Consider the following 24,800-nt stretch of genomic DNA (forward strand, 5'->3'; position numbering starts at 1 on the left):
CGCATGGAGCGCAGGCGCCTGCTGTTCGTAGGAGCGCGCCCGAGCGCGACGAGGCGTTACCGGTAGAGCCTCGTCGCGCGCAGGCACGCTCCTACAGGTGTATGGGCAGCGGCATCTTTGCCGGCGCAGCCCGGCCTACACGCCCAGAGCCTGTCTGCGATCCACCGTCCGTAGCTGCAGGTTGCCACTGTGCGTCGCATGGAGTGCAGGTGCCTGCCGTTCGTAGGAGCGCGCCCGAGCGCGACGAGGCGTTACCGGTAGAGCCTCGTCGCGCGCAGGCACGCTCCTACAGGTGTACGGGCAGCGGCATCTTCGCCGGCGCAGCCCGGCCTACACGCCCAACGCCTGACTGCGATCCACCGTCCGTAGCTGCAGGTTGCCACTGTGCGTCGCATGGAGCGCAGGTGCCTGCCGTTCGTAGGAGCGCGCCCGAGCGCGACGAGGCGTTACCGGTAGAGCCTCGTCGCGCGCAGGCACGCTCCTACAGGTGTATGGGCAGCGGCATCTTTGCCGGCGCAGCCCGGCCTACAGGCCCAGAGCCTGTCTGCGATCCACCGTCCGTAGCTGCAGGTTGTCACTGCGCGTCGCATGGAGCGCAGGTGCCTGCCGTTCGTAGGAGCGCGCCCGAGCGCGACGAGGCGTTACCGGTAGAGCCTCGTCGCGCGCAGGCACGCTCCTACGGGTGTATGGGCAGCGGCACCTTCGCCGGGGCAGCCCGGCCTACACGCCCAGCGCCTGCCCGCCATCCACCGCCAGCACCTGCCCGGTGATCCAGCACGCTTGTGGCGATGCCAGAAACAACGCGGCATCGGCAATGTGCTGCACCTGCCCGAAACCGCCGAATGGGATGCTGTCGCGAATGCGTGCATACAGTTCCGGCTCTTCATCGCGGCGGCGTGCCCACAAGCCTTCGGGGAATTCGATGGAACCCGGTGCGATTGCATTGACGCGGATGCGTTCGCGCGCAAGTTCGGCGGCGAGCGTGGTGGTGTAGTAATTGAGCGCCGCCTTTGCGGTGGAATAGGCGATGGCTCGCGGTGTCGGGCGCTGGGCGTTGATCGAGCTGATGTTGAGGATCACCGCTGCATCGCTGCTGCGCAGATACGGTATTGCGGCGCGATTGCAGCGCACTGCCGCCATCAGGTCGACCTCCAGCCCCGCCTGCCAGCTGGCGTCGTCGTTGCCGTGCCCGTAGCCGGATGCGTTGTTGATCACCACGTCCAGGCCACCCAGCGCCTGCGCCGCTGTCTGCACGTACGTCTGGATCTGTGCAGCGTCGGCGAGATCGCAGGGCAGGGTATGCACCGGCGCGCCGTGGGCTGCCAAGGTCTTAGCCGCCTGCGCCAAGCCATCTGCGTTGCGCGCGCAGATCGACACCCGGGCGCCGCTGTGCACGAACGCCTCGGCGATCGCCAGGCCGATGCCGCGGCTACCACCGGCGATCAACACGCGTTGCGCACGGTGTGCAGAAAGAGACATGGCGTTCCTCAGTTCGTAAAACCCCAATTATCGAACAGCTGGGTAGCGACATGGTCGACGCGTGTGCCTGTCATCGGATATTCGGACACGCGAGGCTTCAGTGGGTCAGGCACGCAGCAGACTGCAAGGCGCTGTCCACGTCGTTGGAGGGTCATGCGCCCGACACCACAAGGTGCTTGGCTTCTTGTTGACCCAAGCACCCAACAAGAATGGCGCCGGTGCATTACCAGCGCCAGCACAGAATCGAGATCACTCCAAATCTACCAGCACCAGCACCAGCAACAGCAACAGCACCAGCACCAGCACCAGCACCAGCACCAGCAACAGCAACAGCAACAGCAACAGCAACAGCAACAGCAACAGCAACAGCAACAGCAACAGCAACAGCAACAGCAACAGCAACAGCAACAGCAGCAACACCCGACACTCTTCCGTGCAGCTGCACCGCCACGCAGCAAACTGCGGCCTCGCCGGCTACCCCGAGCACTGCGCAGCGCAGGCCAAACCCATCGTCTGCAGCCCGCATCGCAGCGCCGATTGCAGTGGCGGCCGCTGTCATCTCACTGCCATCTGCAACACGCGTGGCCTGCGCCACAAGCCTCATCACTGCTGGCGATGAGCTCATGCCTTTCCGGCCGCTCGCCGCTAACAGTTTGTTTACACAACCACGCCGCGCTGAGGGCACAACGTGCGGGTCATTCAGTGGGGAGTTGCACATGGAAACCCATATCACCGTCATCGGCGCCGGCTTCTGCGGCACCGCGCTGGTCCGTGCACTGGCGCAGACGGCCGACGCGCAGGTGCGCATCACCCTGGTCGGCGTCACCGAGACCTTCGGCAGCGGCATCGCCTATGGCGCTGCGCGACCGGAACATCTGCTCAACGTGCGTGCCAAGGATCTGGGCATCGACGCGCAGGCACCCGGGGCCTTCGCCGATACCCTGCATCTGGGCGAGAGCGGGCGGCTGGAATTCCTGCCGCGGCTTGCCTACGGCGACTATCTCCGCAGCGAGCTGGACGCGGCCGTCAGCGGTGCGCAGGCATCGGTGATGCGGCTGTCGCAGGAAGCGGTGGCGGTGGAGCGCGCGCGTCGCGGTTTTCGTGTGTTTCTTGCAAACGGCGATGCCTTCCATAGCGACCGCGTGGTGCTGGCGGTCGGTGCGCTGCAGCCGCAGGCGCTGGCCGGTATCGGCCCGCGTCTGAGCGTGCATGCGCGGTACATCGGCTGGCCATGGCAGGGCGATGCATTGTCGCGGCTGGGGCCGGACGATGACGTGCTGATCGTGGGCACCGGGTTGACCATGGTGGATGTGGCGTTGACCCTGCACGCACGCGGGCACCGCGGCCGCATGCTGGCGATTTCGCGCCGTGGATTGGCCCCGCAGGCGCATCTGCGTCAGCCCGGCGCGCCGCTGGAATTGCCGCCGCATCTGCAGCGCGCGCTCAAGGATGCGGATCTGCGCGGGCTGCTGCGCGGTGTACGACAGCTCAGCGCGGTGGTGGACGATTGGCGTCGCGTGGTGGATGCACTGCGCCCGCATCTGCAGCCGCTGTGGCAGCGGCTGGTGCTGGCGCAGCGTGCACGCTTCCTGCGGCATCTGCGCCCCTATTGGGAAGTGGCGCGGCATCGCGTCGCGCCGGGTGCGGCCGAGCACTTGCAGCAGTTGCAGGCTTCCGGCCAATTGCAGATCGTCGCGGCGCGGCTGCTGCGTGCGCGCTGGGTACCCGATGGCGTGGAGGCAGTGATCCGTCCGCGTGCGGCTGCCGATGCGCAGACGCAACGCTTCGATGCGGTGATCCGCGCTACCGGTCTGGACACCGATATCGACCGTACCAGCGACCCGCTGATTGCCGGTATGCGCGAAGCCGGCCTGTTGCGCGCCGATCCGCTGGGCCTGGGGGTGGACACCGATGCGCAACTGCGCGTGCGCGATGGCGCGGGGCAGATCGTGCAGGGGCTGTATTGCGTGGGTCCGTTATTGCGTGGGCGCTATTGGGAAATCACCGCGGTGCCGGAGTTGCGCGTGGCCACGCGTGCATTGGCCGAGCGCTTGTTGTTGGGCGCGATGCCGGCGTTACAGCCAGAGCCGGAGCCACTGCCGAGGGAGGTAAATGCGCGCTTGTAGGTGGCATTACCCTCACCCTGATTCCTTTCCCGACGGGAGAGCGGCTCTGAATCCCTCTCCCATCGGGACAAGGTGGCGCGTCAGCGCCGGATGAGGGGACGCGCGCAGCCTCGTGCAGCTGGACGAGGCGAACAGCTGCGCTTCTTGCCGTCATCCCAATTCCTCTGCCGACGGGAGAGGGACCTTGTCGCGCCTTCCATCGGGAACCCGAGTTTGGTTGGTGCGAGCTACTCACTGTGCTGTGCAGAAGTAAGCTCCTTGCGTGATGCTCCCAACGTCTGCCGTTAGCAACAAGCATGTTCGATCGCCCATCAGCAGCCTCTGCGCGCGCAGGCATAGCCCGCATCCCGCAATCTCGCCTCGACTTCGCCAAGCAGCGCAATCATGCAGCGTGATGCGTAGCGCACTGCACCGGTGCAGACAGGACTAGGTCATGTTGATCGGCCTGGGCTGACTACAGTCCAGACCGCTTCATTCCCTCGTCCGCCTGGAGTCTGCCATGCCCCGTCTTGCTCCCGCTGCCTTGCTCGCCACGCTGTGCGCTTGCACGCTGCCCGCCTGGGCCAGCGAATCGCTCAATACCCGCGCTGAAGTGCTTGCAGCCCTGGAATCCGGTTACGACGTCAGCCTGACCACCGACCTTGGCCGCTGCACACCCGAACAAGGCACGCCGGTCACGCAGACCCGTGGCGGCCGCCATATCGACGCGTACCGCATCACCGAGGACGGCACCGCCGCGTTCTCCGGCTCGCATTTCACCGTGGCCAACGATGGCAAGCCGATCCAGCAGTTCATGCGTTATCAGCTGCGCCCGGATGGCAGCGTGCGTTTCACCACCTACATGTACGACCTGCCGGGACTGCAGCAACGCGGGCCGGTGCTGGCGTATCAATGCACGATCAATCAAGGCATCCGCTTCCACGCCGATTGAGTGCATTACACCGTGACGACTGCGGGCTGCAGCAGCGCCATCGCGTGCACTGCAGCCTGCAGTGGTTGCAACTGTTTCAACTCGCGAATGCTGCAATTCACATATCCCGCCACTGACTTGTCGAGGAAACCCGCATGCCGTCACATCCAGGCTTTTCACTCGTTGTCGCCGCGCTATGCAGCGCGGCGCTGCCTGCGTTCGCCACCGAATCGTTGAGCAGCCAGGCCAGCTTGATCGATGCGCTGGAAGCGGGGCGCGCGGTTGCGGTGTCGGTGGATCTTTCACGCTGCACGGCCGAGCCGGGGACCGCATCCAGCCAGAGCCGCGGCGGTGTGCGCATCGGTGCGTACCGGTTGACCGCCGATGGGACGCTGGCGTTTTCCGATACGCAGTTCATTGCCGCCAGCAGCGATGGCCGGCCGTTTCAGCAATTTCAGCGCTATCAAGTGGGGCCGGACAATCGGGTGCGGTTGACCACCTACATGTACGACCTGCCGAGCCTGCAGCAACGCGGGCCATTGCTGGCGTATCAATGCGCGATCGATCAAGGCATTCGATTCCACGCGCACTAGAGCGCCGATACGGTGCGCGATGCCACGCTAGCGTTGGCATCGCATCGCATCGCATCGCTCACGCGACAGCGTCAACACCGATGCGGCCTGGCCAGGGGCGCACATTCTCAGAATGCAGGCGATGCATAGTCACCATCAGCACCAATGCTGCGCCGAGCACACGGAGTTCTCACCGGGGAAGCGCATGGGGTGCGTCTAACGCGAGCGAACCGCGCGTGCCGATGTCATGCAATGGCCGCGGTCGGCGATTGCATGGCCGCATCTTCTCTGTGTCGACGTTACCGCGGTGACGACTGTTGCACCGCAACCGCCGCGGCATTGGATTGCCAGCCACCGCCCAGCGCCTTGAAGGCGGCCACCGCACTGCGCGCCGCGTCCGTGCGCGCCTGCACCTGTGCATCGGACGCGCGCAGCAGCGTGTCGTCGGCATTCAACACTTCGATCAGGCTCACCGTGCCTTTCTCATAGGCCAGGGCCGATGCGCCACGCGCCTTGCCGAGTGCATCCACTCCCTGTGACAGCACCGCTGCCTGCTGCTCACGCTTGACCAGCGCGGTGAACGCATTTTCGACATCCTCGGTGGCGCGCAACACGGCCAGGCGATACGCCGCCAGTTGTTCGGCCTCCTGACCCTTGGCCTGGGCGATCTGCGCATTGATGCGGCCGAAGTCGAACAGCCGCCAGCGCAGCCCCAGCACACCGGACGACTGCGCGGCATTGCCGGTGAACAGGTTGCCGCCGGAGATGGCCGTGGCGCTGCCGAGCAGGCCGCTGAGCGAGAACTTGGGGTAGTACTCGGACATCGCCACGCCGATGCGCGCATTGGACGCAGCCAGGCGGCGCTCGGCCACGATCAGGTCGGGACGTCGGCGCAGCAGGTCGGCCGGCGAGCCGCTGTCGGCGATCTGCGGTGCAAGCGGAATCGGCTTGCTGGCGGCCAGTTCCGCTCGGTGCGTGCCGGGCGGCATACCGAACATCACGTCCAGGGCGTTCATCGCCGCGACTAGGCCACTTTCGATGCCAGGCACCGACGCCTGCGCCTGCGCAAGCGCGCCTTGCGCCTGGTGGAGTTGCAGCTCGGGCGCCAGTCCCTTGCCATGCAGCAGCGTCACCATCGACACCAGCCCCTGCTGGTTGGCGACCTGGCGCTGCGCCACCTCCAGCCGCCCCTGCAGGCCGCGGATGCTGATGTAGATATCGGCGGTCTGCGCCGCCACCGCCAGGCGGGTGGCGGCGGCACCGGCTTCGCTGGCCTGGTAATCGGCCAGCGCGGCCTGGCGCCCGCGACGCAGGCCGCCGAACAGGTCAAGTTCCCAGCTCGCGCCCAGGTTGGCCTCGTAGAGCGTCGCGTAGCGGTCGAAGTTGGGCGTGCTGCTGATCACCTGGCCGAGCGGCGTTTCCAGCGACTGGTAGGCGCGGGTCGCGTTGCCGCTGATGTTGCCCGAAGGCAGCAGCGCGGCGGTGGCGGCGGTCAGCCCGGCGCGGGCCTGGGTGACGCGTGCGGTGGCCTGGGCCAGGTCGAGATTCTGCGCCAGTGCGGCGGTGACATAGCGGCTCAGGTCCGGGTCGTTGAAGCCGTTCCACCAGGTGGCCAGGTCCGCCTGCGCGGTTGCCTGCCGTTCAGTGACTTCCGCCTGGCCGATGTAGTGGTCCGGCAACGGCGCGTCCGGGCGGGCGTAGTTGGGGCCGACCGCGCAGCCTGCGGCCAGGCTGGAGGCAATGAGCGCTGCAAGGGTGCGGAGTGACGGCATGACGAAACCAGAGTGGCGGAGATGTTGAGTGACTTTAATACGAAATGGTCACTTTTGTAAGTCGGGGGCGACGGCGCTAAGCTGTCGAAATGAATAACGCATCCAGCTACCCCGTTTCAGGCCGAGGTCCGGTCGATCATGACGTGCGCGACCAGATTGTCGTTGCCGCCACCGACCACTTCAGCCGCTATGGCTATGAGAAGACATCCGTTTCGGACCTGGCCAAGGCGATCGGGTTCTCCAAGGCCTACATCTACAAGTTCTTCGAGTCCAAGCAGGCCATCGGCGAGTCGATCTGTACCAACTGCATGCGCCAGATCGAGACCGAGGTCTGCGCCGCGATGGACGAAACCGACCAGGCGCCTGAGAAAATCCGTAGACTTTTCAAGGTGATGACCGAAGCCAGCCTGCGCTTGTGCTTCCAGGATCGCAAGCTCTACGAAATTGCCGCATCGGCAGCAAGCGAGCGCTGGCAATCGGTCATCGCCTACGAGGTCCGCATGCAGAAACTGGTGCACGATGTGCTGCAGCAGGGCCGCCTCAATGGCGATTTCGAGCGCAAGACGCCGCTGGACGAGGCCGCCCAGGCCGTCTACGCGGTACTGCGCCCGTACATGAATCCGGCAATGCTGCAATACAGCCTGGAGCACATCGAAGAGATGCCTGCGCTGTTGTCGGGCTTGGTCCTGCGCAGCCTGTCACCCTAAAAGTTGTTTGTGACTGTTGACTGATTTGGTCACAAGTCCCAGGATGCGAGCCTTCATCAGATCGCTTCGGGATTCCCATGCTTCGGCGCCGCGTCGTTACCCCCCTCGTCCTGTCTGTCCTGCCGCTGGCACTGGTTGCCTGCGGCGGAAAGGCGCAGCCTGATCCACGCACCGCCACCCCGCTGGTCCGGGTGGCCACGGTGGGCGATGCCAGCTCGGCGGCGCGCAGTTTCTCCGGCACCGTCGCGGCGCGGGTGCAGAGCGACCTGGGCTTCCGCGTCGCCGGCAAGGTGTCCGAGCGGCTGGTCGACGCCGGCCAGCGCGTCAAACGTGGCCAGCCGTTGCTGCGCATCGACCCGGTGGATCTGCAACTGGCCGCGCGTGCGCAGCAGGACGCGGTGGCCGCTGCCCGCGCCCGTGCCCTGCAGACCGCCGACGATGAAGCCCGTTATCGCGACCTGCGCGGCACTGGCGCCATCTCCGCCTCGGCCTACGACCAGATCAAGGCGGCGGCCGATGCGGCCAAGGCGCAGCTGAGCGCCGCCCAGGCGCAGGCCGATGTCGCGCGCAATGCCAATCGCTATACCGACCTGCTGGCCGATGCCGACGGCGTGGTGATGGAAACTCTGGTCGAGCCGGGCCAGGTCGTCGCAGCTGGCCAGCCGGTGGTACGCCTGGCGCATGCCGGGCCGCGCGAGGCGGTGATCCAGTTGCCGGAAACCCTGCGCCCGCAGGTCGGCTCGGTGGCCCAGGCCATCTTGTTCGGCAACGCCGCGGTCAGCGTGCCGGCCACCTTGCGCCAGCTGTCCGAAAGCGCCGACCGGCTGACCCGCACCTTCGAGGCGCGCTACGTGCTCGACGGTGCGCTCGCGCAGGCGCCGTTGGGAACGACGGTGAGCATCCGCATTCCCGATGGCACCGCTGCCGGCACGCAGGCCGGGCTGCAGGTGCCGCTGGCCGCGCTGTTCGACGCCGGCAAGGGGCCGGGCGTGTGGGTGATTGCCGGCAATCCGGCCAAGGTGCGCTGGCGGCCGGTGACGGTGCTGGGCCTGGATGACGACCACGCCAATGTCGCCGGCAAGCTGGCGCGGGGCGAGCGCATCGTGGCGCTGGGTGCGCACCTGTTGCGCGACGGCGAGCAGGTGCGCGTCGCCACCACGATCGCGCCCGCCAATGGCAGTGCGACCGGCGCCAGGACCGCGACCGCGGCAGGAGCGCAGCCGTGAGCGAGGGCCGGTTCAATCTCTCCGCGCTGGCGGTGCGCGAGCGCTCGATCACGCTGTTCCTGATCTTCCTGATTTCGCTGGCCGGCCTGGTCGCATTCCTCAAGCTCGGTCGCGCCGAAGACCCGGCCTTCACCGTCAAGGTAATGACCATCGTGACCGCCTGGCCGGGTGCCACGCCGCAGGAAATGCAGGACCAGGTGGCCGAGAAACTCGAAAAGCGCCTGCAGGAACTGCGCTGGTACGACCGCAGCGAAACCTATACGCGCCCCGGGCTGGCGTTCACCACCTTGACCTTGCTGGACAGCACGCCGCCCAGCCAGGTGCAGGAGCAGTTCTACCAGGCACGCAAGAAGGTGGGCGACGAAGTCGGCAACCTGCCGGCCGGCGTGATCGGGCCGATGGTCAACGACGAATATGCCGACGTCACCTTCGCGCTGTTCGCCCTCAAGGCCAAGGGCGAACCGCAACGCCTGCTCGCGCGCGATGCCGAGACCCTGCGCCAGCGCATGTTGCACGTGCCGGGCGTCAAGAAGGTCAACATCATCGGCGAGCAGCCCGAGCGCATCTTCGTGGAGTTCTCGCACGAGCGCCTGGCTACGCTGGGCATCAGTCCGCAGGACGTGTTTGCCGCACTCAATGCGCGCAACGCCTTGAATGCGGCGGGTTCGGTGGAGACGCGCGGTCCGCAGGTGTTCATTCGCCTGGACGGTGCGCTCGACAGCCTGCAGAAGATTCGCGACACCCCGCTGGTGGTGCAGGGCCGCACCCTGAAACTGTCGGATATCGCCACGGTCAAACGTGGCTATGAAGATCCGTCCACCTTCATGATCCGCAGCGGCGGCGAGCCGGCGTTGTTGCTGGGCATCATCATGCGCGATGGCTGGAACGGGCTGGAGTTGGGCAAGTCGCTGGACAGCGAAGTGGGCGCGATCAATGCCGAGCTGCCGCTGGGCATGACGCTGAGCAAGGTCACCGACCAGGCGGTCAACATCGACGCATCGGTCGGCGAGTTCATGACCAAGTTCTTCGTCGCCTTGCTGGTGGTGATGCTGGTGTGCTTCGTCAGCATGGGCTGGCGCGTGGGCATCGTGGTGGCGGCGGCGGTGCCGCTGACGCTGGCGGCGGTGTTCGTGGTGATGCTGGCAACCGGCAAGAACTTCGACCGCATCACACTGGGGTCGTTGATCCTGGCGCTGGGCCTGTTGGTGGACGATGCCATCATCGCCATCGAGATGATGGTGGTGAAGATGGAGGAAGGCTACAGCCGCGTCGCCGCATCGGCCTATGCGTGGAGCCATACCGCCGCGCCGATGCTGTCCGGCACGCTGGTGACCGCCGTCGGCTTCATGCCGAACGGCTTTGCCGCCTCCACCGCCGGCGAATACACCAGCAACATGTTCTGGATCGTGGGCATTGCGTTGATCGTGTCGTGGGTGGTGGCGGTGGTGTTCACGCCATATCTGGGCGTCAAGATGCTGCCGGATCTGAAGAAGGTCGAAGGCGGCCACGCCGCGATGTATGACACGCCGCGCTACAACCGCTTTCGCACTGCCTTGGCACGCGTGATTGCGCGCAAGTGGCTGGTGGCCGGCTCGGTGGTGGGCTTGTTCGTGCTCGCAATCGTTGGCATGGGCATCGTCAAGAAGCAGTTCTTCCCGATCTCCGATCGCCCCGAGGTCCTGGTCGAAGTGCAGCTGCCGTACGGAACCTCGATCAACCAGACCAGCGCGGCCACCGCCAAGGTCGAAGCCTGGCTCGCCAGGCAGGACGAAGCCAAGATCGTCACCGCCTACATCGGGCAGGGCGCGCCGCGCTTCTTCCTGGCCATGGGCCCGGAGTTGCCGGACCCCTCGTTTGCCAAGATCGTGATCCGTACCGATGACCAGCACCAGCGCGATGCATTGAAGCTGCGTTTGCGCAAGGCCATTTCCGAAGGCCTCGCATCCGAAGCACGCGTGCGTGTCACCCAGCTCACCTTCGGCCCGTACTCGCAGTTCCCGGTGGCGTACCGGGTCAGCGGGCCGGACCCGCAGGTGTTGCGGGGCATCGCCGCGCAGGTCAGGCAGGTGATGCAGGACAGCCCGATGCTGCGCACCGTCAACACCGACTGGGGCACCCGCACGCCCACGCTGCATTTCACCCTGGACCAGGACCGCCTGCAGGCGGTGGGGCTGACCTCGACCGCCGTCGCCCAGCAACTGCAGTTCCTGCTCAGTGGCGTGCCGGTCACGCTGGTGCGCGAAGATATCCGCAGCGTGCAGGTAATGGCGCGTTCTGCCGGCGAGACGCGCTTCGATCCGGCACGCATCGCCGACTTCACCCTGGCCGGTGCCAATGGCCAGCGCGTGCCGTTGTCGCAGGTGGGCAAGGTGGATGTGCGGATGGAAGAGCCGGTCATGCGGCGTCGCGATCGCGTGCCGACCATCACCGTCGGTGGCGATGTCGGCGAGGAGTTGCAGCCGCCGGATGTCTCGGCGGCGATCACCAGGCAACTGCAGCCGATCATCGAAAAACTGCCCAGCGGGTATCAGATCAAGGAGGCTGGTTCCATCGAGGAATCCGGCAAGGCAACCACGGCGATGCTGCCGCTGTTCCCGATCATGCTGGCGGCCACCTTGCTCATCATCATCCTGCAGGTGCGTTCGATCTCGGCGATGGTGATGGTGTTCCTGACCAGCCCGCTGGGCCTGATCGGCGTGGTCCCGACCTTGATCCTGTTCCAGCAACCCTTCGGCATCAACGCACTGGTGGGCCTGATCGCGTTGTCGGGCATCCTGATGCGCAACACGCTGATCCTGATCGGGCAGATCCATCACAACGAGGCCGAAGGTCTGGACCCGTTCCATGCCCTGGTGGAAGCCACCGTGCAGCGTGCAAGGCCGGTGATCCTGACCGCGCTGGCGGCGATCCTGGCGTTCATCCCGCTCACGCACTCGGTGTTCTGGGGCACGCTGGCCTACACGCTGATCGGCGGCACCCTGGCCGGCACGATCCTGACGCTGGTGTTCCTGCCGGCGATGTATTCGATCTGGTTCAAGATCCGCCCCGATACCGGCAGCACGCCGGCGGTGGCACAGCACGCGTAAGGCGCCTGGGCGGCGGCAGCGATGCCGCCGCCCAGGCGTGTAGTCCTTGCCGAGTATGACCGCGAACGTGGGGTGGCCAGCCGTGCGGTCACCGGCTACATCGACAACGCGCCGGAACCGCAGGACGTGGCCACCACCGCATCCACGTGCGGCGACTGGTCAATGCGCATGCTGCATGCCGATTCCGAGCATCGACCACACCCGGGTGGCGGTGCGCACAGTGGTGTTGTCTGCGGCTCCAAAGCGTCGCGTGCCCCACCCAGCCGGGGGCGGCTGCATGGAGTGGTCGGGTAGCCGTTACACCTGGTCGGTGGGCACCACATACACTTCGGCAATGTTGACGTTCGCCGGTGCCTGCGCTGCGAACAGGATCGTGTCGGCAATATCCATCGGATCCAGCATCCGCACCGTGCCGGCATAACCGGCCATCATTGCCTGATATTCCGCGCTGGTGGTCTGTGCCGGAAGTTCGGTGGCGACGATGCCGGGTTGAATGCTGGTGACGCGGATGTTGTGCTTCTTGCCGACTTCCATCCGCAGGCCTTCGGTGAATGCGGTCACCGCAAACTTGCTTGCCGAGTACACCGCAAATCCCTGGCCGAAGACCTTGCGCCCGGCGATCGAGGAGGTATTGAAGACGTGGCCGGAATGCTGCTTGATCATCTGTGGCAGCACCGCTGCAGCCACGTTGAGCACGCCTTTCACATTGACATCGATCATCTGGTCCCATTCGTCGGTATGGAAGTCATCGATGCTGGACAGCGGCATGATGCCGGCGTTGTTGACCAGCACATCGATGGCGCCATAAGCGGCGATCAGGGCTGCGACGCCGGCAGCGACCGAGTCCTTGCTGGCGACATCCATTTCCAGCACCACGGCCTGGCCGCCCGCCTGCTCGATGTCTGACTTCAATGCCTGCAGCCGGTCGATGCGGCGTGCGGCAAGGCCCACCTTCATTCCTGCCGCTGCGAGTTTCTTGGCCGTTGCGTTACCGATGCCGCTGGAGGCGCCGGTAATCAGGGCCACTTTGCCGTGGAGCTCATTCGTTGACATGGACAGTCTCTTCGCTGGTTGTCGATGCGGGATTGGACGCGGCGATACCGCGTCCAATCGATTTTCAGTACCGGCGAGATGATATCCATCCTATACTTAGTTTCAATTACGCACCTGTAGGTAACTAGATATGGCCGAGGAAACCACTGCGCCCTGCGACCTCTATCGCATCTCGGATATCCGCACCGTGCTGGAACCGATCGCCAACAAGTGGTCGGTCATGATCATGACGGTGCTGTGCAACGGGCCGACGCGCTTCAATCAGATCAAGCGGCAACTGGACGGGGTGACGCACAAGTCGTTGACCGAAGCGCTGCGGCGGCTGGAGCGGATCGGCTTGATCAGCAGGGAAGTGATTTCCTCGTCCCCGGTGGCCGTGCAATACCGGCGCACGCCGTTGGGCGACACCCTTGAAGCGCCGCTGATGGCGCTGCTGCACTGGTGCCAGGATCACGCCGATGAAGTGATTGCCGCCGAGCAGGCGTTCGTCGCGGGCACGCAAGCGGTGGTGCCGGAAACGGCAACGGTAGGGTGAGGGACTGCGGTTGATGCACACGTGCGCCATGCCGAGTTGACGTGGCAGAGGCTTGCATGTGGCGTTGCCTGGCATCGGCCGGGAGCGAATCGGGTCGGCGCGTCGAAGGAGACGGCGGATCGCTCATGGACAGGCGCCTCGGCGGCCAAGGCGGCGCCAAGGGCAAGCGCGCGCGATGCACCACGCCGGCGCTGCGTTGCGCTGATCGCAGCGAGCTCGAAGCGATGCGCGATCGGCGTGCCGGAACCGGTGTGCTCCCCCGGCACGAAGGCGACCACGCCATCGTGCGCATGTACACGCAGGCGCCCGCTCGGTCCATGGCCAACGGCCGATGATTCACCCAGATGGGCCGTGTGGCCCCACAATAGGCGGCCAGTTCCCCAACCGATGTCCCCATGCGCAAGACCTACCAGCTCAACCTCGAAGGCAAGAACCGCGACCGTCTGCTGGAAGCCAGCAAGAACGATATCCGCAAGTACATCCGTCGCGAGCGCCGCAAGGACCTGCCCGAGGGCGCGGACTACTGGGACTTCGACATGCGTTTCGGGGTGGACGAGGCCAGTGCCGCGCCGCTGCCGCCGGCCGAGCTGATCCGGGCGATCAATGCGCTGACCAGCGAAGGCGGCGAGCAGTTCTTCGTGGAAATCCTGCGCAAGCCCGGCAAGCGTACCCCGCGTGCCGATGGCGACAGCGCCCCGGGCGGCGAGCTGGATTTCGAGCAGGACTGAGGCGCTGCACCGGCGTGGCAGTGGATTGCCGCTACGTTGGCACCCTTGCATGGCCGTCTTCGGCAATGCGCCTTGCCGTCACCGCGGGTGGCCTAAGCGGCTCTAAATCAGATCGCATGGTGTGCACGCGGCAGGCATCGGCAGTCGATGTCCGTCATCTGCGCAGCCGCAACGTAACAAGAGTGCGCAAGACCGGCATCGACGCATCCTGACGCTGTCCGGCCTGCGCATGTGCCGCATGTTCAAGCGTGGCTCCTGTTCCCTCCAGATCCGCGCGCCGACAGCGCGTTACGCGTGATTGACCACGCTCAGTCCCGCTTGCCTGCCTGTGACGCCGCCGCACGCAATTTGTCCTTCTTGCTCGGCCGCCTGCCCTTGATGCCGCCGTTGTCGTCCGGAACGCGCGTGCCGTTGTACGGCGCTTGTGGCGCAGGCGTCACTGCCGCCGGGGTCGGCTCGAAACCGGCGACAACGCTGATCGGTATGCGCAGGCCCTGGCGTTTTTCGATCAAACGCCATTGCGGCTGGCTCTCTGCGGTGATGAAGCTGATCGCAAGGCCGCTGGCACCTGCGCGCGCGGTGCGGCCGATGCGGTGGGTGTAGTCCACCGTCGAGCGCGGCAGGTCGTAATTGACCACCGCCGGCAGCGCGTCGATATCGATGCCGCGCCCGGCCAGATCGGTGGCCACCAGTACCTGCAGCTCGCGCTGCTTGAAGGCGTACAACGTACGCTCGCGGCGGCCCTGGCTCAGCTCGCCATGCAGCGGTTGCGCGTTGATGCCGGTCTTGGTGAGTTTTTCGGCGACCTTGTCGGCGGTGTGCCGGCTGGCGACGAACACCAGCACATGCGACCAGCCGTGTTCCTGCAGCAGGTGGCGCAGCAGCTGCGTACGCTGGCCGGCATCGACGGAGATCGCGCGTTGTTCGATCGCTGGCGCAGCCTTTGGCGTGGCGGCAACGGTGATGCGCAGCGGGTCGCGCAGGCGACGCTTGGCCAGCGAGGCGATGGCGGGCGGAAACGTGGCCGAGAACAGCACGCTCTGCCGTTGCGCCGGCAGCAGGGCCAGGATGCGATCGAGCTCGGCGCCGAAGCCCAGTTCGAGCAGGCGGTCGGCCTCGTCCAGCACCAGCGTGGCGACTTCACCCAGGCGCAGCGCATTGTGATCCACCAGGTCCAGCAAGCGGCCGGGCGTGGCGACCACGATATCGGCACCACCGCGCAGGGCAAGCAACTGCGGATTGATCGAACTGCCGCCGGTGGCCGCCACGATCTTGAGCCGCCGCGGCAGATGCGCGGCCAGCTGGTGCAGGGTGTCTTCGACCTGCGCGGCGAGTTCGCGCGTGGGCACCAGCACCAGCGCACCGAGCACGCGCGGCGCGGTGTCCGGGGCGAGACAGCATTGCTGCAGCAGCGGCAGTACGTAGGCCAGCGTCTTGCCCGAGCCGGTCTGCGCCAACGCAATCAGATCGCGCCCCTGCAGCATGGCCGGAATTGCCTGCTGCTGGATCGGTGTGGGCGTGCGGTGACCGGCGCGTGCCAGCGCCGTGTCGAAAAATGGCTGCAGCTGTGGCGACAGCGAGAGATGGGCAAATGACATGGACCGATTATCCAGGCATTTGCACTGCAATGGTCGGTGGGACGTCATGCTGGGTTGCCGCTGGGTACTGCGTCGGTGGGCGGGCAAGGGCCCTGCAGCAAACTCGCAGCGTCGAGTGCGCGGTGTCCTCACCGCTTGCGGGACACGCCGTGAACCCATCCCTGGGGGCTCGGTGGCGGCATCCATGCCGCCACACGGTCCCGCAAGCGGCGAGGCCACCGCACCAGACAGTTGGTCGGCTGCTTTCCTGAAAGCGTGCTCGGCTTGCGTGGCAGACGAGACGTTTGCAGGTTACGTGTTGGAGGTCGGTCTGTCGCCTGGCTTGCAATGGAAAATGGTGGAAGGTCGAGCGAACGCCCCGTGATCCAAACAGTGCACGTCATGCATTGCTTGCACCCGTACACCGACCATCTCGACAGGTCCTTGCCCGCTCACCGTCGCGGGACCTTACGCGGCATGGATGCCGCGTAAGAGCTTACAAGGACGTACTTGCAGCGTGTCCCGCGATGGTGGGCGGGCAGGGGGCCTACAGAAAACCCGCAGATCGGCTGCTCTGCAACTGATCCACCCGCAGTGTTCAAGCCTCATCGGGGCACAACGCAAAGCGACCAATACTTCAACCAAGGCGTTATTCCGCCGCGGTCAGATGCTTGAAACAAAAAAACGGTGGGTCGACTGCGCGGTGCCCTTACCGAGCGGCGCACTTACCGATCGTGTCACACGTCGCAACTTTATCCATGGAGGGCGACATGGTGGCCTGCCGCCAACGGTTCCCAAGCAGCGCGTGCACTGCAAGCGCCGACCCGGTCGCGTGCGGATGAGATCCTCAAGACCGGCCGGGCCCACCTGGCGGTGGGCGCGATGGTCCTGCTGTCCGCGCGTTAGTTGGCCAGCGCCAGATCGTCCAGCAGTGCGCGCAGGAAGCGTGCGGCTTCGCCGCCGGTGGCGGCGCGGTGATCGAACGTCAGCGACAGCGGCATCACCTTGTGGGTTTCCACCCCGCCCATCACCGGAGTGAGCTGGTAACGCGCGCGGCCGGCGGCGACGATGGCCACGCACGGCGGCACCACCACCGGAGTGGCGTAACGGCCGGCGAACATGCCGAAGTTGGACAGCGAGATGGTGTAGCCGCTGAGTTCCGAGGCGGCGATGCTGCGGTTTTCCACCTGCTGACGCAGCCGGTTGACGCTCTCGCGGATGCCGTGCGCGTCCAGCATGTCGGCATTCCGCAGTGCGGGCACGAACAGGCCCTCTTCGGTATCCACCGCAATGCCGATATCGACCTGGTTGTGCAGGGTGCGGCTGAGCGCATCGCCGTCGAACCAGGCGTTGAGCGCGGGCACGGCCTGGCACGCACGCACAATGGCGCGCACCAGACGCACGGTGACATCGTTGCCGGGTTGCCAGGCGTGCAGGTCGGCATCGTCGTTGAGCGTGGTCGGCACCACCTTGCTATGCGCATCGGCCATGACCCGCGCCATGTTGCGACGCACGCCCTTGAGCTGTTCGGGCTGGCCCTTGACGTTGGTGCCGGGCGATTGGGTGCGCATCGGCTTGCCGCTGGCCGACAGCGGCGAGCGGGCAGTGGTGCCCTCATCCGCCCTGCGGGCACCTTCTCCCGCAGGCGGGAGAAGGGTCGCCGTTCCCGCTCGATCCCTGCCGTGGTCAGCGATCCCGTTGGCTCTGTCACCTTCAGCGAACGGACCACCTCTCCCGCTTGCCGGATCGGCGAATGGACCAGTTCTCCCGCTTGCCGGATCGGCGAATGGACCAGTTCTCCCGCTTGCGGGATCATTGAACGGACCACCTCTCCCGCTTGCGGGAGAGGTCGGCGCGCCACGCGCGCCGGGTGAGGGCTGCGCGGTGCCCGCAGCTGCGGCCTGCTTTACATCGGCCAGCGTCACCGTGCCGTCCGCGCCGGTGGCGCGTACCTGGGCCAGGTCCACGCGTAACTTGCGTGCGAGCGCGCGCACGACCGGCATGGCGCGGACACCGCCGACCGCAATGGCCTGTTCGCTCTGCACGGTGTTGGAGCTCTGCATCGCACCCACCACGGTGCCGGCGTCATCGCGCTCGCCTGCGGCGTCGGACGCTGCATTTGCGTCTGTGTCGGCATCGGCGATTTCGCCACCGTTGTCGGAGGCAACGACGCGTTCGGTGGGGCCAGCCGCGCTCTGTCCGGTACTCGGGGTTGCGGCCTGCGCGTTGCCGCCGTGCCCATGCCCATGCCCGGTGTCCTGGCCATCGGCGCGCTGCGGCTGCGAGGCGTCCAGCGCGAACTGCGCCAGCATGGAGCCGGTCACGATCACATCGCCGGCTGCACCGGCCAGCTTGACCACGGTGCCTGAGAACGGCGACGGCACCTCGACCACCGCCTTGGCGGTCTCCATGGAGACCAGCGGGTCGTCCAGGCGCACGCTGTCGCCTTCCTTGACGAACCACTCGACGATGGTGGCATCGGGCAGGCCTTCGCCCAGGTCGGGCAAATGAAAATTCTTGGCTTCGCTCATGGCAGATTCTCTTGCACCGCAGGCAACTGCGGCGTGGTGTCGTCGAGGAGTTCCAGGTCGGCTGCCGGCAGCCAGCCCTGCGCGCCATCGGCACGCTCGGACCACCACCAACCGCCGTGTTCGTGATGCAGCAACACGTCCTCGCCCTGGCGGGCATCGAGTTCGCGTGCGTCGTAGTCGCGCAGCGCTTCGGCCATGCCGTCGCCAAGCGGGCGCAGCCAGGCCAGCGGCGCCCAGCCGGCACGGCCGTCGTCGGTAGTGACCCAGGCAAACGCGGGCCATTCTTCATCGCGTACGCCCACGCTTACCTGCCGGCCCGCCTGAAAGCGGACCGGGTTGGCGTAGGCGGCGCGATGTTCGCAAAGCAGACGGGCGCGCATGTCAGCCGGCAGCCACCGCGCGACGGGCGGCCGTGACGATGCGCTCCACGCTCGGCAGGTACTTCATTTCCAGCCGGAATAGCGGGATATGCGTGTCGTAACCGGTGACGCGTTCGACCGGTGCGAGCAGGTCGTACATCGATTTTTCCGCCAGCTGCGCGGCGATCTCGGCACCGAAGCCAGCAGTGCGCGGGGCTTCCTGCACGATCACGCAGCGGCCGGTCTTGGCCACCGACTCGGCGATGGTGTCGAAGTCCAGCGGGCGCAGCGTAGCCACGTCGATGACTTCGGCGCTGATGCCCTCGCCGGCGAGTTTGTCGGCCGCTTCCAGCGCTTCCTTGACCTGTGCGCCCCAGGTGACCAGGGTGACGTCGGTGCCGTCGCGCAGCACGAAGCACACGTCCAGCGGCAGCGCTTCGCCATCGTTGGCGACCACTTCCTTGTACTGGCGGTAGATGCGCTTGGGCTCCATGTAGATCACCGGGTCCGGGTCGCGGATCGCGGCCAGCAACAGGCCATACGCGCGCTGCGGCGAGGACGGCAACACCACACGCAGGCCGGGCACGTTGGTGAAGATGGCCTCATTGGCTTCGCTGTGGTGTTCCGGTGCGCGGATACCGCCGCCCCACGGCACGCGCAGCACCATCGGGCAATGCAGGCGCCCGCGGGTGCGGTTGCGCAGGCGTGCGGCGTGGCAGATCAGGTGATCGACCATGGGGTACACGAAGCCGTCGAACTGCGCTTCGGCCACCGGCTTCATGCCCTGCGCAGCCAGGCCGACGCTCAGGCCGGCGATGGTGGTTTCATCCAGCGGCGTGTCCAGCACGCGCTCGCTGCCGAAGCGCTGCTGCAGGCCGGCGGTGGCGCGGAACACGCCGCCGTTGACACCGACATCCTCGCCCAGCACCAGCACCGCGGGGTCGTGTTCCAGCTCCCAGGCCAGTGCCTGGGTGATGGCTTCGATCAAGGTGATGGGCGAGCTCATGGCACTGTCTCCGCGCGCGGCAGCGGCGTTGTAGGGGGCACTGGCGTGGTGCGAGGTTTCCGCGTGCACATGCTTGAGCTCATCCATGACGCGCCTCCAGGGCCATCACTTCGGCGCGCTGGGCCAGCAACTGGGCCGGCGGGTCGCCGTAGAGATAATCGAACATGGCTTCCACCGGCTGCACCGGGGTATTGAGATAGGCGTTGACCTCTTCGTCGATACGCGCGCCGCATTCGGCCTTCCACGCGTCTTCCTGCTCCTGGTCCCACAGACCTTGCGCGGTGAGATAAGTCCTCAGACGCAGCAGCGGTTCGCGCGTCCACGCCTGCTTGACCTCGTCTTCGCCGCGATAGCGGCGCGCATCGTCGGCTGTGGTGTGGTCGGTGAGGCGATAGGTCATGAACTCGATCACCGTGCCGCCGTCGCCAGCCAGCGCACGCCCGCGCGCCTGCCGCATCGCTTCGAGCACCGCGATCAGGTCGTTGCCGTCCACCTGCAGGCAATGCAGGCCGCCGGCCAGGCCCTTCTGCGCCAGCGTCTGCGCCCCGGTCTGCGCCGAGCGCGGCACCGAAATCGCCCAGCCGTTGTTGATCACGCACAGGATCAGCGGCAGCTTGTAGGCGCCGGCCGAATTGAGCGCGGCATAGAAGTCGGTCTTGGAACTGCCGCCATCGCCGCAGCAGGCCACCGCTACCTGCGGCTTGTTCTGCAGCTTGAATGACAGCGCCGAGCCGGCCGCATGCAGGCACTGGGTGGAGATCGGCACGCAGATCGGGAAGTCGATGGCCGCATCGGCATCGCGGGGATAATCGCTGCCGCGCTCGTCGCCGCCCCAATACAGCAGCACGTCGCGCGGACGCACGCCGCGTTCGAACATGGTGCCGTACTCGCGGTAGCTGGGCGCGAACACGTCGCCGCTGCGCATCGACGCACCGATGCCCACATGCGTGGCCTCATGGCCCAGGCAGGCGGCGTAGGTGCCCAGCTTGCCGGTGCGCTGCAGGGCCACCGACTTGCTGTCGAAGGTGCGCACGAACAGCATGCGCTTGAACAGGGCAAGCAGGGTCTGCGGGTTGGCGGCGTCGGCCGGCAGGTCGTCGCGGACGAAGTTGCCGCCCGCGTCCATGTACTGCAGATAGTCGATCTGGAACTGCGCGGCTACGCTCATTGCGGCGACACCTTCATCAAGAAGTTTCAAATGATATGAGTTGCCATGTTAAGGACGGCGAAGCAAAACGCTGTCCTGCACCGCAGCACACAATGATGCTGGGTTGCACAAAAAAAAGGGCGCGGACCAGGCCGCGCCCTTTGTCGCAGTAAGAAACTGCGACGTGGTGCACTGCGATCAGCGGCGCCCGGCACCGCCTCCGATCGGGGTGACGATCAGCGCCGAATCGTTGGCCGGGTTCGCATCCGGTGAGGCCGATGTGGCCCTGGCCTGCACGCGGATCGCACCATCGGACGGGATGGGCTTGGCTGCCACGGTCAGCTGGAACGCCAGCTGCGCGCCCGGCAGCACGACGGCCGCACTGCTGCACAAGAAGCGGGCATTACGCAGCGATTGCACCTGCTTGTCGCAGCGCCAGCCCTGCGGCGGCACCAACTGCGACAACGCAGACACTGTATTGCCTTCGATCACCAGGCCGGGACGCTGTGCCGGCGCGGCCCCGACGTTGTCCAGCAGCACGCGGTAGCTGGCGTTGAACGCGATGGTCGGCAGGCTGGCGGGGCCTTCGAACCGCACCGCCAGGTCGCTGCGCGGCTGCGGCCGTGCCTGCACCACGACGGCCGCGGTGTCGGTGTTGTTGTCCGGCTGCGGGTCGGGCGACTGCGAGGCCACCGAAGCGGCCAGGGTCAGGGTGCGTCCGGCCAGGTCCGGGCCGGCATCCAGTTGCACTGCAAAACTCTGCGCAGATCCTGCCGCAAGCACCGGGATATTGCAGGTAAACGTGGTCTGCGTGGCATTGGTCTGGTTCTGGCAGATCCAGCCCGTCGGGGCAGTCAGACGCGCCCGTGCCGGCAGGTCGAACACCAACGCCAGCGCGGTGAACGGCGCGCGGTCCGGCCCTCGGTTCTCTACATCCACGGTGTAGTCGATGCGCTCGCCTTCGACCACCTGGTCGCGCGCGGCGGTGACAGCCACCTGCAAGTCCGCGTTCACCTGCTTGGTCATGCGCAACAGCACCACGGTGGGATCGTGATCGGACAAGCGCGTGGGCGTGTTGGCATCGTTACGCGCAGTGCCGGGGAAGTCGGCATTGATGCGCGCATGGCCCACCGACAACGAGGCGATGTTGGGTGCGCGCATCAGCGCCTCGTTGGCGATGATGTGATCCAGCGACTGCACGTTGCCGTCGAAGGCATACGAATAGCTCTGGTCGGGCGTGTTGAACCAGGTCAGATCGGTGTAGTCCGGATTGACCAGATCCACGCCATCGCCGTTCACCACGGTCTGCGCATCCGGCGCCGGCCTGCCGGTGACGGTGCCCATCGCATCGACATAGCCGTCGTTGAACTCGAAGGCGTTGAAGTCGCCCATCACCAGTACCCGTTCGTTGGGATCGAGCTGCTGACGCGTCTGTAGCAGACGCGCCAGGTACTCGGCCTGGGCCTGGCGTTTGGCGCGGATGCGGGTACCGGCCGCATCGTCGGTCTCGGCGCCGTTGAGCGAGCGCTGATGCACCACGATGGCAGTCAGCGGCAGCACGCGGCCATCGGCCTGATGCACGTTGGCAGTGAGCACCAGCGGCGGGCGGTCGTTGAGCAGGCTGACGCCGCCGCCCGGTTCTGTCCAGGTGGTGGTCTTGCCTTCCTGGGCGATGGACACCACTTCCACGCGCGGCACACGGCTGGCCACCTCGGCGGTCTTGACCAGGAAGCCGACGTCGATGCCGCCGACGTCGTTGCCTTCCTGCAGATAGGCCACGTACTGCGGATTGGGCTGCCCGCCGGCCACTGCATCGGCATTGATGCGCGCGGCCAGGGTCTGCAGCACGCTGAGGTTTTCCACTTCCACCGTGCCCAGGATGTCGGGTAGATGCAGGTAGCCGCGGATCGCCTGCGAGGCCTTGTTGAGGCGGGCCTGGAACGCGGCCGGCGTAAGTACCGGTTCGCCGATCGCCGGGTCGTTCTGGTCGTCGAAGAAGCGCTCCATGTTGTAGGTGGCCACGGCCACATCGTCGGCCTGCGGCCGCGGCGCCGGGCGCGGCAGGTCGGCACCGTTGCAGTAGACCTGCGGGGTGCGTTCCGGGTACAGCGTGTAACGGCGGAAGCTGTAATCCAACGGGCCGGTGGCACCGATCACCACACAACCCGATGCCAGATCCAGCCGCTCGGCACCCACGCCGGCACTGCCGACGGCGATCACTTCCGGGTTGGTATTCCAGCGCGGCACACCGGCAGGGGAGCCGGCCGGCAGCGGGTCGGGCAACTGCACGCCGGGCTCGCGAAAGGCACGCGGTACCCCGGTGACCACGGCATGGAACACGCCATTGCTGGTTGCTGTGGCGTTGACCTCGTTGACGTTGCCACCGGTGGGCGCATTGACGGTGAGGCTCGGAGCGGTGACGCGCATGCCTTCCAGCGCTTCGAGCTGGTCGTAGGCACCGTTCGGGTTGGGGAAAAACGGACTCAGCAGCATCGGATCGGGCAACGGGTTGCCGGTCGAATCCAGCAGCACGGTCAACGTGCCGCCGATCTCGGTCAGCGGCGGCTGGGTCGGGTCGGCGGTGGGCACGTATTCGATCACCGTGCCCTGCACGCGCACCCGGTTGCCGATGGCAGCGGCGTCCGGCGGTGCGCTGCCGGTGTAGACGTAGACGCCTTCGGAGGTGGCAGGGTCCGCATCGGTTTCGGCAGTGGGTGCCTGCAGGAAGAAGCCGGCGCTGCGGCGTGCGGTCACGATGCCCGAGGTGGCGACCACCTGGCCTTCCAGCGGCGAGCGTGCGCCCTTGCCCTGGATGGCGTGGATCGGCAGCAGGCTGAAGTCGTCGTTGAGGAGGGTGCCGGTGGCGCTCAGCGTGGCCGGCAACGCGCCGGTGAGGCCGCTGATCTGCAGCGCGAAGGTCTCGTCGGGCTCGGGCGTGGTATCGCCCAGCACCTCCACCGCGATGGTGGCACTGCGCTCGCCAGCGGCAATCTGCAGGCTGGTTGCCGGCAAGGCCACGTAGTCGCTGCCCGCCACCGCGGTGCCATTGACGGTGGCAGCGGTGAAGCTCACTCCCCCCGCACCGGCCGGCTGGCTCAGGCCCAGCGAGAACACGAAGCTGCGGCTGCCGCTGTTGCCTTCGGCCTGGCTGACATCGGCCAGCGTGGCGATCGGCTGTCCGCCGCCGCTGCACAGGCGCGCGGTGCTGGCGCTGTTGCGCGGTGCCGGCGCGCCGGTGGAAAAATCGGCTGCGTTGTTGTCGGTATCGGTGCAACCATCGCCTGCGCGCAGCACCGCCAGCGTGTTGCTGGGGGCCGGCGTGGGCGCGTTGCCTTCGGCACAGCTGGCATTGCTGCCGTAGCCGACCAGGTCGGCGTTGCCGGTGGGGCAGGCGCCGCTCAGTGCGGCCGCAGTGGTGCTCAGCGCCACCTTGCCGGCCGTGCCGCTCAGGGCCAGGGTTCCGGTGGCATCGGGGGTGGGCAGCGCAACGCTGCCGCCGCTGCCATCGGCCTGCTTGACCAGGTAATACCCGCCGGCCGGCACGCTGCCTGTTAGCGGGGTGAGCTGCCAGCTGCTACCGGCAGCAGAGGCGTACTGCACCGACCAGCCGTCCAGGCTGACCGTGGTGCTGCTGATGTTGTGCAGCTCGATGAAATCGCTGCGGAGGGTGGCGCCGCTATTGCCGCCACCGCCGTAGACCTGGCTGATGACGACCTGGGCATTGGCGTGGCCGGCAACTGCCAGCGCACAGAGAAATACGGCTGCACGACGCTGCAACACATGCATGAGATGAGAGTCCCCTGATCCTTGAGACGTGAAACGCTCCCCTGGTCCGGCCACGTCCCTGGCCGGCAGCGCCGTTCGATTCTGCATGAATTTGCAGACCTTGGTTGACGATACGGTGACACCGGCGCAGCGGCTGCGACCGCGCGGTCGAAAGCGGTTGGCTTTTTCAGGAGTGAAGCACCGGTCGGGTACGCCACGGC

Annotated in this window: 19 protein-coding genes and 1 pseudogene; 10 read left to right on the forward strand and 10 right to left on the reverse strand. The window is 66.4% G+C overall.

Annotated elements, in window-relative coordinates:
- Nucleotides 1-720: 720 nt before the first annotated feature.
- Nucleotides 721-1,479, reverse strand: coding sequence for an SDR family NAD(P)-dependent oxidoreductase (locus FHY19_RS16880; RefSeq protein WP_259167376.1), 759 nt, complete (start codon nucleotides 1,477-1,479; stop codon nucleotides 721-723).
- Nucleotides 1,480-1,728: 249 nt separating this feature from the next.
- Nucleotides 1,729-1,899, reverse strand: a complete 171-nt coding sequence (locus FHY19_RS16885; RefSeq protein WP_259167377.1) for a hypothetical protein — start codon at nucleotides 1,897-1,899, stop codon at nucleotides 1,729-1,731.
- A 296-nt stretch (nucleotides 1,900-2,195) separates the two neighbouring features.
- Between FHY19_RS16885 and FHY19_RS16890 the strand changes: the two genes are divergently transcribed.
- The 3 genes from FHY19_RS16890 to FHY19_RS16900 all read left to right on the forward strand — a co-directional run bounded on the left by FHY19_RS16890 (nucleotide 2,196) and on the right by FHY19_RS16900 (nucleotide 5,108).
- On the forward strand, nucleotides 2,196-3,605 hold the full coding sequence (locus FHY19_RS16890) for an FAD/NAD(P)-binding protein (protein ID WP_259167378.1): 1,410 nt from the start codon (nucleotides 2,196-2,198) through the stop codon (nucleotides 3,603-3,605).
- Between the two features lie 499 nt (nucleotides 3,606-4,104).
- A complete protein-coding gene (locus tag FHY19_RS16895; RefSeq protein WP_167708303.1) occupies nucleotides 4,105-4,536 on the forward strand; it encodes a VirK family protein in 432 nt (143 codons plus the stop codon).
- A gap of 134 nt (nucleotides 4,537-4,670) precedes the next feature.
- A complete protein-coding gene (locus FHY19_RS16900; protein ID WP_259167379.1) occupies nucleotides 4,671-5,108 on the forward strand; it encodes a VirK family protein in 438 nt (145 codons plus the stop codon).
- Nucleotides 5,109-5,386: 278 nt separating this feature from the next.
- Here FHY19_RS16900 and FHY19_RS16905 read toward each other — a convergent pair whose 3' ends face one another.
- On the reverse strand, nucleotides 5,387-6,859 hold the full coding sequence (locus tag FHY19_RS16905; protein WP_259167381.1) for an efflux transporter outer membrane subunit: 1,473 nt from the start codon (nucleotides 6,857-6,859) through the stop codon (nucleotides 5,387-5,389).
- An 89-nt stretch (nucleotides 6,860-6,948) separates the two neighbouring features.
- Between FHY19_RS16905 and FHY19_RS16910 the strand changes: the two genes are divergently transcribed.
- The 4 genes and pseudogenes from FHY19_RS16910 to FHY19_RS16925 form a co-directional block, all read left to right on the forward strand.
- Nucleotides 6,949-7,566: a TetR/AcrR family transcriptional regulator gene (locus FHY19_RS16910; RefSeq protein WP_259155858.1), complete on the forward strand. Its 618-nt coding sequence runs from the start codon at nucleotides 6,949-6,951 to the stop codon at nucleotides 7,564-7,566.
- Nucleotides 7,567-7,643: 77 nt separating this feature from the next.
- Complete coding sequence (locus FHY19_RS16915; RefSeq protein WP_259167382.1) at nucleotides 7,644-8,792, forward strand: efflux RND transporter periplasmic adaptor subunit; 1,149 nt, start codon at nucleotides 7,644-7,646, stop codon at nucleotides 8,790-8,792.
- Nucleotides 8,789-11,878, forward strand: a complete 3,090-nt coding sequence (locus FHY19_RS16920; RefSeq protein ID WP_259167383.1) for an efflux RND transporter permease subunit — start codon at nucleotides 8,789-8,791, stop codon at nucleotides 11,876-11,878. Before FHY19_RS16915 ends, FHY19_RS16920 begins: the two co-directional genes overlap by 4 nt.
- A 45-nt stretch (nucleotides 11,879-11,923) precedes the next feature.
- Nucleotides 11,924-12,016: pseudogene (locus tag FHY19_RS16925) on the forward strand (short-chain dehydrogenase/reductase); the annotation flags it as partial.
- A gap of 159 nt (nucleotides 12,017-12,175) precedes the next feature.
- On the opposite strand, the gene FHY19_RS16930 reads toward FHY19_RS16925, so the two are convergent.
- Nucleotides 12,176-12,931, reverse strand: coding sequence for an SDR family oxidoreductase (locus FHY19_RS16930; protein ID WP_259167384.1), 756 nt, complete (start codon nucleotides 12,929-12,931; stop codon nucleotides 12,176-12,178).
- 130 nt (nucleotides 12,932-13,061) lie between these two features.
- Here FHY19_RS16930 and FHY19_RS16935 point away from each other — a divergent pair, with 130 nt between their 5' ends.
- The 3 genes from FHY19_RS16935 (at nucleotide 13,062) to FHY19_RS16945 (ending at nucleotide 14,194) form a co-directional block, all read left to right on the forward strand.
- Nucleotides 13,062-13,466 carry a helix-turn-helix domain-containing protein gene (locus FHY19_RS16935; protein ID WP_259167385.1) on the forward strand — a complete coding sequence of 135 codons (405 nt, stop codon included), beginning with the start codon at nucleotides 13,062-13,064 and terminating at the stop codon, nucleotides 13,464-13,466.
- 125 nt (nucleotides 13,467-13,591) lie between these two features.
- Nucleotides 13,592-13,801: a hypothetical protein gene (locus tag FHY19_RS16940; protein ID WP_259167386.1), complete on the forward strand. Its 210-nt coding sequence runs from the start codon at nucleotides 13,592-13,594 to the stop codon at nucleotides 13,799-13,801.
- Nucleotides 13,802-13,861: 60 nt separating this feature from the next.
- Nucleotides 13,862-14,194, forward strand: a complete 333-nt coding sequence (locus FHY19_RS16945; RefSeq protein ID WP_115045272.1) for a DUF6172 family protein — start codon at nucleotides 13,862-13,864, stop codon at nucleotides 14,192-14,194.
- Nucleotides 14,195-14,502: 308 nt separating this feature from the next.
- Here the strand turns inward: FHY19_RS16945 and FHY19_RS16950 are convergent, their stop codons facing one another.
- From FHY19_RS16950 to FHY19_RS16975, 6 genes are all read right to left on the reverse strand, one after another.
- Nucleotides 14,503-15,792 (reverse strand): DEAD/DEAH box helicase, encoded by a 1,290-nt coding sequence (locus FHY19_RS16950; protein WP_259167387.1) that lies wholly within the window; start codon nucleotides 15,790-15,792, stop codon nucleotides 14,503-14,505.
- Between the two features lie 881 nt (nucleotides 15,793-16,673).
- Nucleotides 16,674-18,302 carry a dihydrolipoamide acetyltransferase family protein gene (locus FHY19_RS16955; RefSeq protein WP_259167388.1) on the reverse strand — a complete coding sequence of 543 codons (1,629 nt, stop codon included), beginning with the start codon at nucleotides 18,300-18,302 and terminating at the stop codon, nucleotides 16,674-16,676.
- Nucleotides 18,299-18,682: an SH3 domain-containing protein gene (locus FHY19_RS16960; protein ID WP_259155847.1), complete on the reverse strand. Its 384-nt coding sequence runs from the start codon at nucleotides 18,680-18,682 to the stop codon at nucleotides 18,299-18,301. The genes FHY19_RS16955 and FHY19_RS16960 overlap by 4 nt, the downstream gene beginning before the upstream one ends.
- Before the next feature lies 1 nt (nucleotide 18,683).
- Complete coding sequence (locus tag FHY19_RS16965; RefSeq protein WP_259167389.1) at nucleotides 18,684-19,754, reverse strand: alpha-ketoacid dehydrogenase subunit beta; 1,071 nt, start codon at nucleotides 19,752-19,754, stop codon at nucleotides 18,684-18,686.
- Entirely contained in the window at nucleotides 19,747-20,835 is a 1,089-nt protein-coding gene (gene pdhA, locus FHY19_RS16970; protein ID WP_259167390.1) for a pyruvate dehydrogenase (acetyl-transferring) E1 component subunit alpha, read from the reverse strand. The genes FHY19_RS16965 and pdhA overlap by 8 nt, the downstream gene beginning before the upstream one ends.
- A gap of 177 nt (nucleotides 20,836-21,012) precedes the next feature.
- Nucleotides 21,013-24,600 carry a lamin tail domain-containing protein gene (locus tag FHY19_RS16975; protein ID WP_259167392.1) on the reverse strand — a complete coding sequence of 1,196 codons (3,588 nt, stop codon included), beginning with the start codon at nucleotides 24,598-24,600 and terminating at the stop codon, nucleotides 21,013-21,015.
- Nucleotides 24,601-24,800: the final 200 nt, after the last annotated feature.

Origin of the sequence: Xanthomonas sp. 4461 (genome assembly GCF_024806475.1) — a bacterium.
Lineage (GTDB): Bacteria > Pseudomonadota > Gammaproteobacteria > Xanthomonadales > Xanthomonadaceae > Xanthomonas > Xanthomonas arboricola_F.